Annotated in this window: 10 protein-coding genes; 6 read left to right on the top strand and 4 right to left on the bottom strand. The window is 71.8% G+C overall.

Features of this window, described 5'->3' with window-relative positions; translation table 11 throughout:
• Positions 1-17 precede the first annotated feature (17 nt).
• The 6 genes from AB0L56_RS27585 to AB0L56_RS27560 all read left to right on the top strand — a co-directional run bounded on the left by AB0L56_RS27585 (position 18) and on the right by AB0L56_RS27560 (position 6,155).
• Positions 18-566: a nuclear transport factor 2 family protein gene (locus tag AB0L56_RS27585; protein WP_365427769.1), complete on the top strand. Its 549-nt coding sequence runs from the start codon at positions 18-20 to the stop codon at positions 564-566.
• 36 nt (positions 567-602) lie between these two features.
• Positions 603-1,721, top strand: a complete 1,119-nt coding sequence (locus tag AB0L56_RS27580; protein ID WP_365427766.1) for a branched-chain amino acid aminotransferase — start codon at positions 603-605, stop codon at positions 1,719-1,721.
• A gap of 82 nt (positions 1,722-1,803) precedes the next feature.
• Positions 1,804-2,856: a glutamate 5-kinase gene (gene proB / locus AB0L56_RS27575; protein ID WP_365427763.1), complete on the top strand. Its 1,053-nt coding sequence runs from the start codon at positions 1,804-1,806 to the stop codon at positions 2,854-2,856.
• Between the two features lie 2 nt (positions 2,857-2,858).
• The gene (locus AB0L56_RS27570) at positions 2,859-4,115 is read left to right on the top strand and encodes a glutamate-5-semialdehyde dehydrogenase (RefSeq protein ID WP_365427760.1); all 1,257 of its coding nucleotides are present in this window, start codon (positions 2,859-2,861) and stop codon (positions 4,113-4,115) included.
• A gap of 55 nt (positions 4,116-4,170) precedes the next feature.
• Complete coding sequence (locus tag AB0L56_RS27565; RefSeq protein ID WP_365427757.1) at positions 4,171-5,325, top strand: aminotransferase class I/II-fold pyridoxal phosphate-dependent enzyme; 1,155 nt, start codon at positions 4,171-4,173, stop codon at positions 5,323-5,325.
• Positions 5,322-6,155, top strand: a complete 834-nt coding sequence (locus AB0L56_RS27560; protein WP_365427754.1) for a pyrroline-5-carboxylate reductase dimerization domain-containing protein — start codon at positions 5,322-5,324, stop codon at positions 6,153-6,155. Before AB0L56_RS27565 ends, AB0L56_RS27560 begins: the two co-directional genes overlap by 4 nt.
• A 128-nt stretch (positions 6,156-6,283) precedes the next feature.
• Here the strand turns inward: AB0L56_RS27560 and panD are convergent, their stop codons facing one another.
• The 4 genes from panD to AB0L56_RS27540 form a co-directional block, all read right to left on the bottom strand.
• Entirely contained in the window at positions 6,284-6,691 is a 408-nt protein-coding gene (gene panD / locus AB0L56_RS27555; RefSeq protein WP_365427751.1) for an aspartate 1-decarboxylase, read from the bottom strand.
• Between the two features lie 14 nt (positions 6,692-6,705).
• Positions 6,706-6,930 carry an MbtH family protein gene (locus AB0L56_RS27550; protein ID WP_123763581.1) on the bottom strand — a complete coding sequence of 75 codons (225 nt, stop codon included), beginning with the start codon at positions 6,928-6,930 and terminating at the stop codon, positions 6,706-6,708.
• A 3-nt stretch (positions 6,931-6,933) separates the two neighbouring features.
• Positions 6,934-14,088, bottom strand: a complete 7,155-nt coding sequence (locus AB0L56_RS27545; protein ID WP_365427748.1) for an amino acid adenylation domain-containing protein — start codon at positions 14,086-14,088, stop codon at positions 6,934-6,936.
• 11 nt (positions 14,089-14,099) lie between these two features.
• Positions 14,100-16,316, bottom strand: a 2,217-nt coding sequence (locus tag AB0L56_RS27540; RefSeq protein ID WP_365427745.1) for a condensation domain-containing protein, incomplete at its 5' end; no start/stop codon positions are given.

Genomic DNA, 16,316 nt, shown 5'->3' with positions numbered 1-16,316 from the left:
ACCAATTGACTCTTGCCATGATCCGTCCGGAGAGCGCAGAGTGGAACGGCAGTTCCCAGCCGGACGCAGCGGCCGTCCCTCGTCTCACTTTTCCGTTCCCGTCGAAAGGTCCTTCAGCGCTGCCCGAAAACGGTATGCGCACCGCCCTCAACCTCATCTGGGGAGCCATGTCTCAGCTCACGAACGCACCCTGTATAGAGGAATCCGAACCCACCGATCCGGTCCACACCGTCCGCACCTATTACCGTCTGGTCGACTCCGGCGACGTGCCCGGTCTGGTCCGGCTCTTCGCACCCGACGCCGAGTATCACCGCCCCGGATACGACAAGCTCACAGGCCGTGCGGAACTCGAACGCTTCTATCGCGAGGACCGCGTCATCGCCGACGGCACACACCGCCTGACCAAGATCGTGAGCCAGGGCCGCGACGTGGCTGTGCATGGCACGTTCGAAGGGGTGCTGCACGACGGGACTAGGACTTCCGTGCGATTCGCCGATTTCTTCAGCGTGAACACGGCGGGCACTTTCTCGCTGCGCGAGACTTTCTTCTACGCGCCGCTCGTCTGAGCCAACTGCGCAACACACCGGGGGATTTTCTCTGTCATGCGTCAATTCGATGCAACCGCCGCCGAAGCCACCCGAATACCCTTCGGGGAACAATTCACCCCGCACATGGTCACCGCCGAGTGGACAGAGCGGGACGGCTGGTCCGAACCACGGCTGAGCCCTTTCAGGGATCTGCCGATGTCCCCGGCCATGGTCGGCCTGCACTACGGCCAGGTCGTCTTCGAAGGGCTGAAGGCCTACCGCCGGGGCAGCGACGCGGTGGCCTGTTTCCGGCCCGCCGACCACGCCGCACGGCTGAGGCGCTCCGCGGAGCGCCTGGCCATTCCCGCACTGCCCGAGGAGAGTCTCCTGCAGGCCCTGGACCTGATCCTCGAGGCCGACGGCGGCTGTCTGCCGCAGCGTCCCGGACTGAGTCTGTACCTGCGCCCGGTTCTCTACGCGAGCGAGGCGAATCTCGCCCTGCGCCCCGCCCGCAGGTACACGTTCCTGCTGATCGCCTTCGTCACAGGAGGCTTCTTCTCCGACCGTCCGGATCCGGTGAAGGTCTGGGTCGGCCGCGACTACACGCGCGCGGCCCCGGGCGGCACCGGCGGCGTGAAGTTCGCCGGGAACTACGCCCCGTCGTACGCCGCCCAGGAGCAGGCACGTCGGGCCGGCTGCGACCAGGTGGTGTGGCTGGACCCCGTGGAGCGCCGGTGGGTCGACGAACTCGGCGGCATGAACCTCTTCTTCGTCTGGGGCAGCGGCCCGTCGGCGCAGCTGGTCACGCCGCCGGTGACCGGGACGCTGCTGCCCGGCGTCACCCGGGACTCGCTGCTGCACCTGGCCGCCGCGCGCGGACTCGCCGTACGCGAGGAGCCGCTGTCGATCGAGCAGTGGAAGGCCGAGTGCCTCGACGGCACGATCACGGAGACCTTCGCCAGCGGCACCGCCGCTGTCGTCACCCCGGTCGGCACGGTGCGTGACGGCGCCGACGGGTGGCAGGTGGGGACGGGCCTGGCGGGCCCCCTCACGCTTGCCCTGCGCGATGCGCTGGTCGACATCCACACCGGGCGGGCGCCGGCGCCCGAGGGCTGGCTGCGCACCGTCGACATCCGAGGTGCAGGCCATGGCCGGACGCCGTCACGGGAGAGCCTGGTCGGCTCCGGTCAGTGAACACCACGGCCGGTACGGGCTGCGGCCCGCCCATCGGCCATCCAACGCGGTCTGCAACAGGGGGAGTTCCATGCATTCCGACGTGCGTGCGAAGCGTGTCGTCGTCAAGATCGGCACCTCGTCGCTCATCTCCGCGGGAGCACCCGACCCCGCGAAAGTGTCCGCCCTCGCCGACGCGGTGCTACGGCTGCACCAGGACGGCCTGACGCCCGTACTGGTCGCGTCGGGGGCCATCGCCCTGGGCGGCGCGCAGCTGCCGCCGGTCGCCCGAGAGGGGGGCGCGGGACGCCAGTTGGCGGCCGCGGTGGGGCAGGGCCTGCTCTTCGATTCGTTCCGGCGCGGCCTCGCGGAGCGGGGTCTGACCGCCGCGCAGGTTCTGCTGACCCCGGTCGACGTCACCGGCCCGGAGCACGGTGACAGCGTCCGCGCGGTGCTCGAGTCCTGTCTCGAGGCAGGGCTGGTACCCGTCGTCAACGAGAACGACACCGTCATGGTGCGCAACAACGACGTGCTCGCGGCGCTGCTGGCGGCCGCGCTCGGGGCCGAGCGGCTGGTGCTTCTCACCGATGTCCCCGCCCTGTACGAGAGCGATCCGCGGCATGACACCGACGCGCGCCGCATCCCTGAAGTGCGCGCCCTGACGCCCGAGATCGAACGGCTCGCGGGCGTGGCGGCGAGCGGCATGGGCACCGGCGGCATGGCCGCCAAGCTGTGCGCCGCCTGGATCGCCACACTGGCCGGGGTGCCCACGGTGATCGCGGGCGCGGACGCCGAGGACGCGGTGGTGCGTGCAGTGCGCGGCGAGGACATAGGCACCCTCGTTCAAGCCCGCGCCCGCGACAAGCAGCCGGGCCTGCGCCGGCTGTGGCGCGCCCTGTCGGCGCCGCCGGCCGCGCGGCTGCGGGGCGGCCCGGACATCCGTCGCCTGGTCGCCGACGGCGCGCCACTGACGACCCGTCATTTTGTCTTTTGCGAGGAGCCGTTCGGGACGGACGACGTCGTGGACGTGCTCGACCCGGACGGCCGGGTCGTGGCGCGGGGCCGCGCCTGTGTGGCCGCCGACCGCCTGGCGGATGCCGCCGCCGATCCGACCGTGGTTCACCACACCGAATACATCAGCCTGTTGGAGGAGTGAGAATGTCCGCCACCGTTACCGACATCTGCCAACGCGCCCGTGCCGCGTCCACCGTCATCCGCGAGCTGACCACCGAGGTCAAGGACCAGGTGCTGAGCGAGATGGCCGACGCGATCGACGCGGCGGCCGAGGTGCTGAAGGAGGCCAACGCCCGTGATGTGGAGGCGGCTCGCGCCGCGGGCACCTCGGCCACCCTGGTCGACCGGCTCACGCTGACCGACAAGCGCATCGCGGGGATGACCGGCGCGATCCGCACGATCATCGACCTGCCCGACCCGGTCGGCGAGGTGGTGGGCGGCCGTACCCGGCCCAACGGCCTGCGCATCGAGCATGTGCGTGAGCCGCTCGGGGTCGTCGCGGTCATCTACGAGGCCCGTCCGAACGTCACCGCCGACGTGGCGGCGCTGTGCCTGAAGTCCGGCAACGCGGCCGTGCTGCGCGGCTCCTCGATCGCGCAGCACACCAACGCGGCGATCGCGGACGTCCTGACCGAGGTGCTGCGGGCGCGGGAGGACGTTCCCGACGACGCCGTGCAGCTGATCCGGGACACCTCTCGCGAGGCCGCGATGGAGCTGCTGCACGCGGACGGCTACGTCGATCTGCTGGTGCCGCGCGGCGGCCCGAGTTTGATCCAGACCGTCAAGGACAACGCCACCGTGCCGACCGTGATCGACGGTGACGGCAACTGCCACGTCTACGTCGACGCCAGCGCCGACCTCGCGCGCGCCACGGACATCGTGGTCAACGGCAAGACCTCGCGGCCCAGCGTGTGCAACGCGGTGGAGACCCTGCTGGTCCACCGGGACCTGGCCGCGGACTGGCTGCCCAAGGTGCTGGACACCCTGCAGGGGCTCGGCGTGAGCATCCGCGGCGACAAGGGCACCCGCGAGGTGTGGCCGACCGCGGCCGAGGCGCAGGACAGCGACTGGGAGACCGAGTATCTGGACCTGATCCTCGCGGTGAAGGTGGTGGACGACCTCGACGAGGCCGTCCGGCACATCGACCGCTACGGCACGCGCAACGCCGAGGCGATCGTGGCCCAGGACTACGACGTGGCCCGCCGCTTCACCCTGGCGGTCGACTCGGGCAGCGTCTTCGTCAACACCTCCACGCGCTACTCCGACGGCGGCGAGTTCGGCTACGGCGTCGAGATCGGTGTCTCCACGCAGAAGCTGCACGCCCGCGGTCCGATGGGGCTCGAATCGCTGACCTGTGTCAAGAACGTGGTCTGGGGCAGTGGGCAGATCCGTGTCATATGAACGCCCGGTGCGCGCCACATCCGCACCCCCGGTACCCGCGAAAGGCGAAGCCGCAATGCCCGCGCTGCACCACGCGAGCCTGCTGGACACGGTCCAGGAGGCCTCGTCGATCAAGCTGAACAACCGGATCTACGAGATGCAGGCCGCCGGGGTCGACGTGGTCACGCTCTCCCTCGGGGAGGCCTTCTTCGACCTCCCCGTGCCGTCCTTCGAGGGGCTGCCCGCGTCCCGGCTGCACCACTACTCGCACTCGCGCGGTCTGCCGCTGCTGCGGGAGAAGCTCGCCAAGTACCACGCGTCCGCCTCGGGCGTCCCGGTCGACCCCGACCATGAGGTGCTGGTGACGGCCGGCTCCAAGGCCGCGATCTTCATGGTGCTCACGGCGCTGCTGGAACCGGGCGACGAGGTGATCATCCCGGAGCCGCTGTGGGTGAGCTACCCGGACCAGGTGCGACTGGCCCGCGGGGTGCCGGTGATGACCCCGTGGTACGACACCGTGGAGGACTTCGACTCCTACGTCACCCCCCGCACCCGGGCCATCGTCGTCAACAACCCGCACAACCCCAGCGGCCGGCGGCTCGGCGCCGAGGAGCTGCGGGTGCTGCACGAATTGGGCGAGCGGCACGGCCTGTTACTGATCGCCGACGAGGCGTACCACGAATTCGTGCCGGAGGGCGCGGAATTTGTCTCGGCCCTCGTGTTCGATCCGGAGAAGCGGCACACCGTCGTCTGCAATTCCATGTCGAAGAACTACGGTATATCCGGCTGGCGCATCGGCTATGTGATGGCCAACCGGCAGCTGACGGATCAGCTCATCAAATTGCAGCAGCATCTGGTGACCTGTGCGCCGACGATTCTCAGCTACTACCTGGCGGAGCATTTCGAGAACGTCCTGGAACACACGCGGCCGCAGATCCAGCGGGTCGTGTCACTGCGCAACCGGATGGCCGGGATGCTCGCGGAGCGCGGTGTGGAATGCCTTCCCGGGGATGCCACGTTCTATCTGTTCGCCTCGCTCGGCGCCTCCCGGCTGGACTCCGAGGAGTTCGCGGGGACTCTCCTCGACCGGCACCGGGTGGCGGTGGTCCCGGGGATCGGATACGGCGCCTCCTGCAACCGGTTCGTCCGGATATCGGTGGGCACGGAGAGCGAGGAGCGACTGGTCCGCGGGGTCTCGGCGGTGGCGTCGCTCATCGAGGAGACGCGGTGAGCCGGACCGTCGCCTTCGTCGGCTGCGGGCGCATCACGCGCGCCGTGGTGGGCGGGCTGGTCGCTGCGGGAGACGCCCCGGAGTCACTCCGGGGCGTCTCCCGCAGCGGGGCCCGGGCCCGGGCGCTCAGCGAGGAGTTCGGCATCCGGGCCGCGGCATCGGTGCAGGAGGCCGTGGACGGCGCGGACGTCGTCGTCCTCGCCGTCCATCCGCACCAGACTCCGGCTGCGCTGGACGCCCTGGCGGGCGCGCCGGCCGGCGGTGGGGCGGTGCTGGTGTCGCTGGTGGCGTCCTGTCGCACGAAGGCCGTGGTCGCGGCGCTGCCGGGGACCGCGGTGGTGCGTGCCGTGCCGAACGTCGCGGTGGCCGCGCGCCGCGGGGTGACCGTCCTGTCGTCCGGCCCGGGCTGCCCGCCCGGGGCGTTCCACACCGCCCGGGCGCTCTTCGCGCCGCTGGGCGAGGTGCTGACGGTGCGGGAGGACCTGATGGAGACGGTGAGCGCACTGTCCGGGGCGGGTCCGGCCCTGGTCGCCCACTTCGCGCGGGCGCTGGCCCGGGCGGGCGCCGGACAGGGGCTGAGCGCGGACACGGCCGCCGTTCTGGCCGCTCACGCCGTACGGGGCACGGGTGCGCTGCTGACGGAGCCCGGTGCCACACCGGATGCCGTCATGGACCAGGTCGCCTCCCCGAGGGGCATGACCGAGGCGGCGCTGCGCACGCTGGACGAACGGGCCCTGCCGCAGAGTGTGCGGGAGGCGCTCGACGCGGCGGTCCGGCTGTCGCTGGGCCGCTTGCTGACGGGGGCCGAGGGCCTTTCGGCGCGCTCCTGATCCTGCTGGTCGCACGGCCCTGATCCTGCTGGTTCTGCCGCGCTGACCTGCTGGTTTCGCGGCAGAGAACACCGCCGGGGTGGCCGCGTCCTGTGACACGGCCACCCCGGCGGTCGTGTGTCGGCGGCTCAGCGAACCGCCGGCTCGAGGACACCGACCCCGCCGGCCAGCGCGGGATCGTTGCTCTCCTCCAGGATGCGGTTGCGCTCGTCCACGAAGACCACCCGCGGCTTCAGCTCACGGGCCTGCGCGTCGGCCACGACGCCGTACCCGATGATGATGACGAGGTCGCCCTCATGGACGAGCCGCGCCGCCGCGCCATTGATCTTGACCATCCCCGAGCCTCGTTCGCCCTCGATGACGTAGGTCTCCAGGCGCGAGCCGTTGTTGATGTCGACAATGTGGACCAGCTCGCCCGGGAGCAGATCGGCGGCCTCCATCAGGTCCGGGTCCAGGGTGAGCGACCCCACGTAGTTCAGGTCGGCCTGGGTGACCGTGGCCCGGTGGATCTTCGACTTCAGCATCGTACGGAACACTGCGTGCCCGCCCCTCAGTTCGCGGCGCCCGCGGCGTCCATCGCCGCGATCAGGCTGGCCGGCCGCATATCGGTCCAGTTCTCGTTGATGTAGTCCACGCAGGTCTGCCGGTCGGTCTCCGGCACGACGACGTTCCATCCGGCCGGCACCTCGACGAAGGATGGCCACAGCGAGTGCTGGCCCTCGTCGTTCACCAGGACCAGGTACTTGCCGTCGGCGTCCTCGAACGGGTTGCTCATCGTTCATACCCCCTGTATCGGTGCGGAGTTCGTCCGCAGCTCGTTCAACTTCTCTGCAACAACACGCCCTATTCGGGCGGTGGGTGCCGGCTGGGTCAGCATTTCCTCATGCTCGGCATCCACATCGTAGTTTTCCAACCGCCCTTCCGTATAGGGATTCCAGGCCGTGACGTCACGACGGTTCCTCGTTTCCTCGGAAACCTCGGTCGCTGTGAAGAAGAGCACATCGCCACGGAAGACCTCGGGTTCGTGACGGGGCATCATCCGCACATTGTTCACGTACACGTTCTTGACCGCGACCACTTCGTCCGCGCTCAACTCGGCGAGCGCCCTGTTCTCGCGCCGGAGGAATTCCCGGTAGCGCTCCAGCGGGAAGTGGTCGTCCGACAGCTCGCTCATCTCGAAGTCGAATCCGACGGCCCGCAGGCTGTTCGCCACGATCTCCGCCTCGGAGCGCTCGGGAGCGTCCTGACCGCGCGAGCTCGACGGGTAGGAGTCCACCAGGCACAGCAGCTCCACCTCGGCGCCCAGCGCCTGCAGCCGGGTGGCGACGGCCTGGGCGACCGGCCCGCCGAACGACCAGCCCATGACGCGGTACGGCCCCTCGGGCCGCACGGAGCGGATCAGATCGGCGTACTGGGCCGCCATCTCGGTGACGTCGGCGGGCAGCGCCGCGTCCCGGTCCCCGATCCCCCGCGCCTGCAGCGCGTACACCGGGGTGTCCGGGTCGAGGTGGGCGAGCAGTCCGGCGTAGCACCAGCCGAGGCCGGCCGCCGGGTGCACGCAGAACAGCGGGGTGTCGGTGCCGCTCTCGCGCAGCGGGAGCAGTTCGGCGAAGGGGTCGTGGCGGGTGCCCCGGTCGAGCTCCTCGGCGAGGCGCGCCACCGTCGGGGCCTCGAACAGGCTCCGGATGGACAGCTCGACGCCGAGGACGGCCCGGATCCGGCCGAGCAGCCGGGCGACCAGCAGAGAGTGCCCGCCGAGGGAGAAGAAGTCGTCGTCGACACCCACCTCGGGCAGCTTGAGCACCTCCGCGAACAGGGTGCACAGCACCTCCTCGCGGGGCCCGTTCGGGCCGCGGCCGGCCTGTGTCGCGTAGTCCGGGACGGGCAGGGCACGCCGGTCGAGCTTGCCGTTCGGGGTGAGCGGCAGCGCGTCCACGGCCATGAAGACGGCCGGGATCATGTAGTCCGGCAGCCGCTCGCCGAGGTGGGCGCGGAGTTCGGCCGTGCCGGGCAGTTCCCCGGTCGCCACCGCGTACGCCACCAGGCGCCGGTCGCCGGGCCAGTCCTCGCGCAGCACGACCGCGGCCTGGGCGACGGCCGGGTGGGCGGTGAGTGCCGCCTCCACCTCGCCGGGTTCGATGCGGAAGCCGCGCAGCTTGATCTGCTGGTCGGCGCGGCCGAGGAACTCCAGTTGGCCGTCGGCGCGCGTGCGGACCCGGTCACCGGTGCGGTACATGCGTTCGCCCGGCTCGAAGGGGCAGGCCACGAAGCGCTCCGCGGTCAGCCCGGGTCGGCCGAGGTAGCCGCGGGCCAGGCCGGCACCGGAGACGTAGAGTTCGCCGGACACGCCTGGGGGCACCGGGCGCAGGCGGTCGTCGAGCACATACAGGCCGGTGTTGGCAATCGCCGTGCCGATCGGGGCGGTGGCGGGCCAGTCGGCCGGGTCGGCGGGCAGGGTGGCACCCGTCGCCGCGTGCGTCTCGCTGGGGCCGTAGTGGTTGTGCAGCAGCAGCCCCGGTCGCCGGCCGAAGAACTCCCGCACGGTCGGGGTGAGGTTCAGCGCCTCGCCGGCCTGGGCGATGTCGGTCAGGCGGGGCAGGTCCGCGCCGAGCTCCGCGGCGGCCTCGGCGAGCGCCTCGACGACCAGGTTGGGCGCGTGCAACTGCTCGACCTCGTGCTCCTCCAGCCAGCGCACCAGCCGCCGCGGATCGCGCCGGACGTCCTCCGGGCACGGCACGAGGCGCTTGCCGCCGAGCAGCGCGGAGAGGATCTCGTGCACCGACACGTCGAAGCTGATCGCCGCGAACTGGGCGACGGCAGCGCCGGGCCGGCGTGGCGGCATGGCCTCCTGGTGCCAGGAGATCAGGTTGTCCATGGCCCGGGCCGGCATCAGGACGCCCTTGGGGCGTCCCGTCGAACCCGAGGTGTAGATCGCGTACACGGGCCGGTCCGGGGACAGCGGTCCGGTGCGCGGGGCCGTCACGGGCGCGGCGGCCAGGTCCCGGACCGTCTCCGGAACGTCGAGGACGAGCAGGGGGGCCGCCTGTGCGGGGAGGCGCCCGGCGACCTCGGCCGTCGTCACCACGAGGACCGGCTGCGCGTCCTCGGTGATGTGCGCGAGGCGCTCCGCCGGGTACTCCGGGTCGAGCGGCAGATAGCCGGCGCCGGTCTTGAGCACGGCGAGCAGGGCGACAACGAGGTCCGCCGAGCGGCGCAGGGCCAGGCCCACCAGGTGCTCGGGGCCCGCGCCTTCGCGGGCCAGCAGCGCGGCGAGGCGGTTGGCCGCCGCGTCGAGCCGCTCGTACGTCAGTACCGTGTCCCCGTCCTGCACGGCCACGACCCGCGGGGTGCGGCGCACCTGCTCCTCGAACCGCTCCGCGAGGGACGCACGGGACAGTTCCCGCACGGCGGGGCGGGCGAGGAGCCGCGCACGCTCCTCGGGGGCCAGGATCTCGGCCCGGCCGATCGGCTGCTCGGGCGCCTCGGCCAGGGCGCGCAGCACCCGTACGAAGCGTTCGGCGAGGGCCTCGGCCGTGGCGGCGTCGAACAGGTCGGCGCTGTACTCGACGATGCCGTTGAGGCCGCCGGGCGTGCCCTTGCCGTCGTGCACGTCGCTGAAGGCGAAGAGCAGGTCGAAGCGGGAGACCGCCGAGCCAACGGCCTGACCGGTGACCTTCAGTCCGGGCAACTGCTCGATGGCCTCGTGGGCGGCCTGCTGCTCCGTGTTGTTGAACGCCAGCATCACCTGGAACAAGGGGTGGCGGGCCATCGACCTGACGGGGTTGAGCAGTTCCACCAGGCGCTCGAAGGGCACGTCCTGGTGGGCGTAGGCGGCCAGGGAGTTCTCGCGTACCCGGCGCACCAGCTCATCGAAGGTCGGGTCGCCGGAGGTGTCGGTGCGCAGGACGAGGGTGTTGACGAAGAAGCCGACCAGGTCCTCGAGGGTGTCGTCGGTGCGTCCGGCGATCGGGGTGCCGATTGGGATGTCGTCGCCCGCACCCACCCGGGACAGCGCCACGGCCAGCGCGGCCTGCACCACAATGAAGACGGTCGCCCTGTTCTTGCGGGCCAGTTCGGCCACGGCGGCGTGGAGGTCGGCCGGCACCTGGACGGCGATGCGAGCGCCAGTCTGGCTGGACACCGCGGGCCTGGGCCGGTCGGTGGGCAGGTCGAGTTCCTCGGGGAGGCCCGCGAGGGTCTCCTTCCAGTGGGCGAGCTGGCGGGAGATGAGGCTGTCGGGGTCGTCCTCGGAGCCGAGTGTCTCGCGCTGCCACAGCGTGTAGTCGGCGTACTGCACGGCCAGTTCACGCCAGCGCGGGGCGTCGCCGGCGCAGCGGGCGGCGTAGGCGAGGGCGAGGTCCCGGCCGAGCGGCCGCCTCGACCAGGCGTCGCTGGCGATGTGGTGCACCAGCAGGAGCAGCACATGGTCCTCGGGGCCGAGTTCGAACAGGGTGGCGTGTACGGGCAGTTCGTGTGCCAGGTCGAAGCCGTGGCGGGCCGCGGCGCGCAATTCGTCCGGCAGCCGGTCCTCGTCGGTGGCGACGGTGACGAACGGCACCTGGATGTCGCCCGGTCCGCGCACGCTCTGATAGGCGCCGTCGCCGTCCTCCGCGAACACGGTCCGCAGCGACTCGTGCCGGGCCACGACGTCGTCGAGGGACTGCCGCAGCGCGGCCCGGTCCAGGGGCCCGTGGAAGCGACGCGAGACGGGGATGTTGTAGGTGGGGCTGGGGCCTTCCATGCGGTGCAGGAACCACAGCCGTGACTGGGCGTACGACAGCGGCAGCCGGTCCGGCCGCCGCGCCGGGCGGGTGACCGCGCGGCGGCCACCGCTGCCGGTGTCCAGGGCTTCCGAGACCCCCGCGACGGTCGGCGTGTCGAACAGCCGGCGTACCGACAGTTCGACGTCGAGCGTGGAGCGGATGCGGCTCACCAGGCGGGTGGCGAGCAGCGAGTGGCCTCCGAGGTCGAAGAAGTTGTCGTCGATGCCGACGACCGGCCGGCGCAGTACCTCGGCGAAGAGGGAGCAGAGGATCTCCTCGCGCGGTGAGCGCGGCGCGCGACCCCCGGGGCCCGCCTCATACTCGGGCGCGGGCAGGGCCCGGCGATCCAGCTTGCCGTTCGGGGTCAGCGGCAGCGCGTCGAGGACGATCACCCCGTCCGGCACCATGTACTCCGGCAGCGCGGCCGCGGCGTGCTCACGTACGGCGGCCGGTGCGGGCACGACACCCTGTTCGGGGACGACGTAGGCGACGAGCCGCCGGTCGCCAGGCACGTCCTCGCGCACCACAACGGCCGTGCGGGCCACCTCCGGATGGCCGGAGAGCACGGACTCGATCTCCCCGAGCTCGATCCGGTAGCCGCGGATCTTGACCTGTCCGTCGACCCGGCCGACGAACTCCAGCTCGCCCGCCTCGTTCCAGCGGGCCAGGTCGCCGGTGCGGTACATGCGCTCACCGGGCGCGCCGTGGGGGCACGCGACGAAGCGCTCCGCGGTCAGGTCCTGCCGCCCGAGGTAGCCGCGGGCGAGTCCGGTGCCGGCGATGTACACCTCGCCCGCCGTGCCGGGCGGGACCGGCTGGAGTCCGGTGTCGAGGACGTGGATCCGGGTGTTCCAGAAGGGGCGTCCCACCGGGACGGCGCCGGCGGGGACCTGCGTGCCGGGTGCGATGGGCTTCTCGACGCTGTTCACGGTGGCTTCCGTGGCGCCGTAGACGTTGAACACGGTCGCGTCCGGGTGCCGTGCCCGCCAGCGGTCCAGGGCCTCGCCGACCAGCAGTTCGCCGCCGAGCATCAGCGTCCGGGTGGGCGACACCTCGTCCGGCAGCTCGTCGAGCAGCGCCAGGACACTGGGGGTGCCCTTGAGGAACGTGGCCCGCGGTCCCGCGGCGGCGTCCTCGGTGAGTTCGGCGATGTGCACGCGGCCGCCGCTGACCAGCGGGGTGTACAGCCCGGTCACCGTCAGGTCGAAGGAGATCGGCGAGTGCAGCAGGGTGGTACCGGCGGTGGTCGGATAGGCCTCCCTGGCCCGCACCAGATAGGCGCCCAGCGAGCGGTGCTCGATGACGACGCCCTTGGGGTGTCCCGTCGAGCCCGAGGTGAACACGACGTATGCGGGGTTGGTGAGGGCCAGGGGCAGCGCGCGGTCGGCGTCCCCGAGGTCCGTGCCGTCGTACGGCGCGAGATCGACGTCGTCCAGGACGATCCGGGGCGCCGGGTGCTCCGGCAGCGCCGGGGCGAGGTCCCGCGTGGTGACCAGCATCGCCGGGTCGGCGCTGTCCAGCATGTAGGCGATGCGGTCCGCCGGGTAGCCGGGGTCCAGCGGCAGGTACGCCGCGCCCGTCTTGAGCACGGCCAGCAGGCCGACCGCGGCCTGGACGGTGCGCGGCAGCGCCAGGGCCACGAACCGCTCGGGTGCCGCGCCCCGGGCAACGAGCAGCTTCGCCAGCCGGTTGGCGCGCGCGTTCAGTTCGGCGTAGGTCAGCCGCTCGGTACCGCTCACCACCGCCTCGGCGTCGGGGGTGCGGGCCACCTGCTCCTGGAAGAGGGTGACGACATCGGTCTCGCGGACCTCGCGGGCCGTGTCGTTCCACTCCTCCAGGACGCGGTGCCGCTCTGCGGCCGAGAGCACGTCGAGGGTGCCGACGGGGCGCCGCGGCTCGTCCAGGACCGCGGTCAGCACCCGGTGCAGCCGCTCGCCGACGGCCGTGGCCGCCTCCTCGGTGAACACGTCGGGACGGAAGTCGACGCGGAACCGCAGCGCGCGGCCCGGCTTGACGATCAGGCCTAGCGGATAGTGCATGCCGTCCTGCGTCTCCACGCCCGTCACCCGCACACCGTGCCGCGACGCCGACGCACCCGGCTCAGCGGCTCCGGCCGGGTCGAGCGGATAGTTCTCGAAGACCAGCGCCGAGTCGAACAGCTCGCCCACACCGGCCAGTTCCTGGATCCGGGTCAGTCCCAGGTACTGGTGGTCGAGGAGCCGGGCCTGCTCCGCCTGGAGCCTGCCGAGCAGCTCCGCGAGCGGCTCCGCCGGGTCCAGCCGCAGGCGCAGCGGCAGGGTGTTGATGAAGAGGCCGACCATGTTCTCAACGCCGTCCAGCTCCGGCGGCCGGCCGGACACCGTCACCCCGAACACCACGTCGCTGCGGCCCACCAGCTTGGACAGCACGATCGCCCAGGCCGCCTGCGCCACGGTGTTGAGGGTCACGCCGAGTTCGCGGGCGCGCTCGCCCAGCCGTGCCGTCTCCTGCGGGGTGAGCGTCAGCTCGATCCGGCCGGGGACCACGGGCACCCGCCCGGAGGCGGCGGGCGCCACCCGGAACGGCTCCTCGAGCCCGGCGAGCGCCTCCTGCCAGGCCCGCTCCCCCGCCTCACGGTCCCGCCCGGCGAGCCAGCCCAGGTAGTCGCGGAACGGGCGGACGCGCGGCAGCTGCGAGGCGTCACCGCCGTTCAGGTAGAGCGCCAGCAGCTCGCGCAGCAGCACCGGACGCGACCAGCCGTCCCACAGCACATGGTGGTTGGTCAGCACGAAGCGGTGCCGGTCCGGGCCGTACCGCAGCAGCGTGAACCTTACGAGCGGAGGCTCGGCCAGGTCGAAGCGGCGGGCGCGGTCCTCGTCGAGCACCCGGCGCGCCTCGCGTTCCCGCTCGTGCGGCGGAAACGCGCTCAGATCCACTTCGTGCCAAGCCAGCGGTACGTCCCTCAGGACGATCTGGACCGGTCGGCTGAGTCCCTCATGGCGCAGCGCCGTGCGCAGGTTGGCGTGCCGGGCCAGCAGTGCCCCGGCCGCGGTCCGCAACGCCTGGGCGTCCAGCGCCCCTTCGAGGTCCAGCACCATCTGGACCGTGTAGATGTCCAGTGCCTTCTCGTCGAAGACGTTGTGAAACAGCAGCCCCTCCTGCAACGGAGACAGCGGCAGTATATCCTCCAACGCGGACCGCTTCATTCCGACGTCCTCCACTCGGCTTCCAGCCGATCGATGTCGCTCTGGTTCAACATGGCCAGCGGTACGTCGGACGGGGTGAACCCGCCCGCCGTGTCCTCGGCCGCGTGGTCGACGAGCGCGCGCAGCGCCCGGAACCACGCCTGGGCCAACTCCTGCACCTCTTGCTCGGTGAGCAGCCCCTGGGCCCAGGTCCAGGAGGCGAGGAGCTCGGGACCGTCCTCGCCGTCACGGGTGATGGCGTTCAGTTCGACGGCGTGCGTCAGCGGCATTCCGGCGTCCCTACCGCCGCCGATGCCGGCGGTGCCGGGCGCCGTCGCCCAGTCGGCCGCCTCCTGGCCCCGGGAGCTGAACCGGCCCAGGTAGTTGAACTTGATCTGAGGTCGGGCCAGCGGGGCGAGGATCTCCGCGGTCTTGGGGTTGAGCCGGCGCAGCAGTCCGTGGCCGAGCCCCTTGCCGGGCACCGCCCGCAGATGCTCCTTCACCTGCTTCAGCGCCGCGCCCTCGTCGGCGGCCGGGCCCGTGTCGAGCCGGACGGGGTAGGTGCTGGTGAACCAGCCGACGGTACGGGTGAGATCGGCACCCGGCATCACCTCCTCCGCACGGCCGTGGGCCTCCAGCTCCACCAGCACGCCGTGTTGCGCCGCCGTGGGCCGCCACTCGCGCACCGCCTGCGCGAAGGCCGTGAGCAGCACGTCGTTGATCTCGGCGTGGAACGCCGCCTGCACCGTCGTGAGCAGCGGCTCGGTCACTTCCGAGGGCAGCTCCCGGGTCAGGTGACCGGTCGTGCCGGAGGTGTCGCGCGCCGGGTCCAGCGCCCGCCCGCCCAGCGGCGCGTCCGTGTGCTGGAGCACCCGCGTCCAGTGACTCAACTCGGCGGTGATCTCGGGCTCGTGGGCCAGCTCGTGCAGATGTCGTGCCCAGCGTCGCAGCGAGGTGCCGACCGGTTCGAGAACCGCTTCCCGGCCCGCCGCCACATCCCGCCAGGCCTGGGCCAGGTCCGGGACGAGAATCCGCAGGGACACCCCGTCGACGACCAAGTGGTGGAGCACGAGCAGCAGTTGCCCCGGCAGCTCGCGGCCGCGGTCGAACCAGACCGCCTGCACCATGACCCCGTCCTGCGGCGACAGGCGCGTACGGGCCCGCGGCCCGCGCTCGGCCATCAGGGCGCGCAGCTCCCCGTCGTCGAGCCCCGACGCGTCGATCCGCTCGACGCAGTCGCCGGCGCTCACCGAACCGGGCGCGGTCACCTCCAGGGACCACTCCTCGGTGCCGTCCGGCACGGTGAGCCGCGTCCGCAGGGCGTCGTGGTGGTCGAGCACCGCCTGCAACGCCTTCGTCAGGCTCTCGCGGGTCAGCTCGGCGGGCACCTGCACGACGGTGGACTGGTTGAACTCCGCGAACGGACCGCTCCGCGAGGCCAGCTCCTTCATGATCGGCGTCAGCGGCACCTCGCCCACCCCGTCGTCCGGGGCCTCCGGGGCGGCCCCGTCGGCGTCCTGGGCGGCCTCGGCGAGGCGGGCCACGGTCCTGCACTCGAAGACGTCCCGCGGAGAGAACCTCAGTCCGGCCCGGCGTGCCGCGCTCACCAACTGGATCGACATGATGCTGTCGCCGCCCAGGTCGAAGAAGCTGTCGTCGACACCGACCTCGGGCACCCGCAGGACCTCCGCGTAGAGCCCGCACAGCGCCTGCTCCTTCACCGAGACCGGCTCACGCGATCCGGCGCCGGCGGTGTATTGGGGGTCGGGGAGGGCGCGGCGGTCGAGCTTGCCGTGCGCGGTCAGCGGCAGCGCGTCCAGCACCACGACCGCGGCCGGGACCATGTACTCCGGCAACGACTCGGCCAACGACTTGCGCACCAACTGAGGGTCGACCGCGGGGGCGCCCTCCTGCGGGACGACATAGCCGAGCAGCCGTCCCTCGCGGACGATGGCGGCGGCCTGGGCGATGTGCGGATGCCCGGCGAGCGCGGACTGCACCTCGCCCAGCTCGATCCGGTAGCCCCGCACCTTGACCTGGTCGTCAGCCCGGCCCACATACTCCAGCTGACCGTCCCGGTTCCAGCGGGCGATGTCCCCCGTGCGATACATCCGCGAACCCGCCGGGCCGAACGGGTCCGCGACGAACCGCTCCGCCGTCAGCCCCGGACGATCCAGATAACCGCGGGCCAGCACCACACCCGCCACATACAGCTCACCCGGAGTACCCACCGG

Source organism: Streptomyces sp. NPDC052079 (assembly GCF_040680275.1).
In the GTDB taxonomy this organism is placed as follows: domain Bacteria; phylum Actinomycetota; class Actinomycetes; order Streptomycetales; family Streptomycetaceae; genus Streptomyces.
This window is presented reverse-complemented; position numbering and strand designations above follow the sequence as displayed.

What these genes read in the sequence shown, in the direction of transcription:
- AB0L56_RS27585 (WP_365427769.1), top strand. Translation starts at nt 18, where the DNA reads ATGATCCGTCCGGAGAGCGCAGAGTGGAACGGCAGTTCCCAGCCGGAC.
- AB0L56_RS27580 (WP_365427766.1), top strand. Translation starts at nt 603, where the DNA reads ATGCGTCAATTCGATGCAACCGCCGCCGAAGCCACCCGAATACCCTTC.
- AB0L56_RS27570 (WP_365427760.1), top strand. Translation starts at nt 2,859, where the DNA reads ATGTCCGCCACCGTTACCGACATCTGCCAACGCGCCCGTGCCGCGTCC.
- AB0L56_RS27565 (WP_365427757.1), top strand. Translation starts at nt 4,171, where the DNA reads ATGCCCGCGCTGCACCACGCGAGCCTGCTGGACACGGTCCAGGAGGCC.
- AB0L56_RS27550 (WP_123763581.1), bottom strand. Translation starts at nt 6,930, where the DNA reads ATGAGCAACCCGTTCGAGGACGCCGACGGCAAGTACCTGGTCCTGGTG.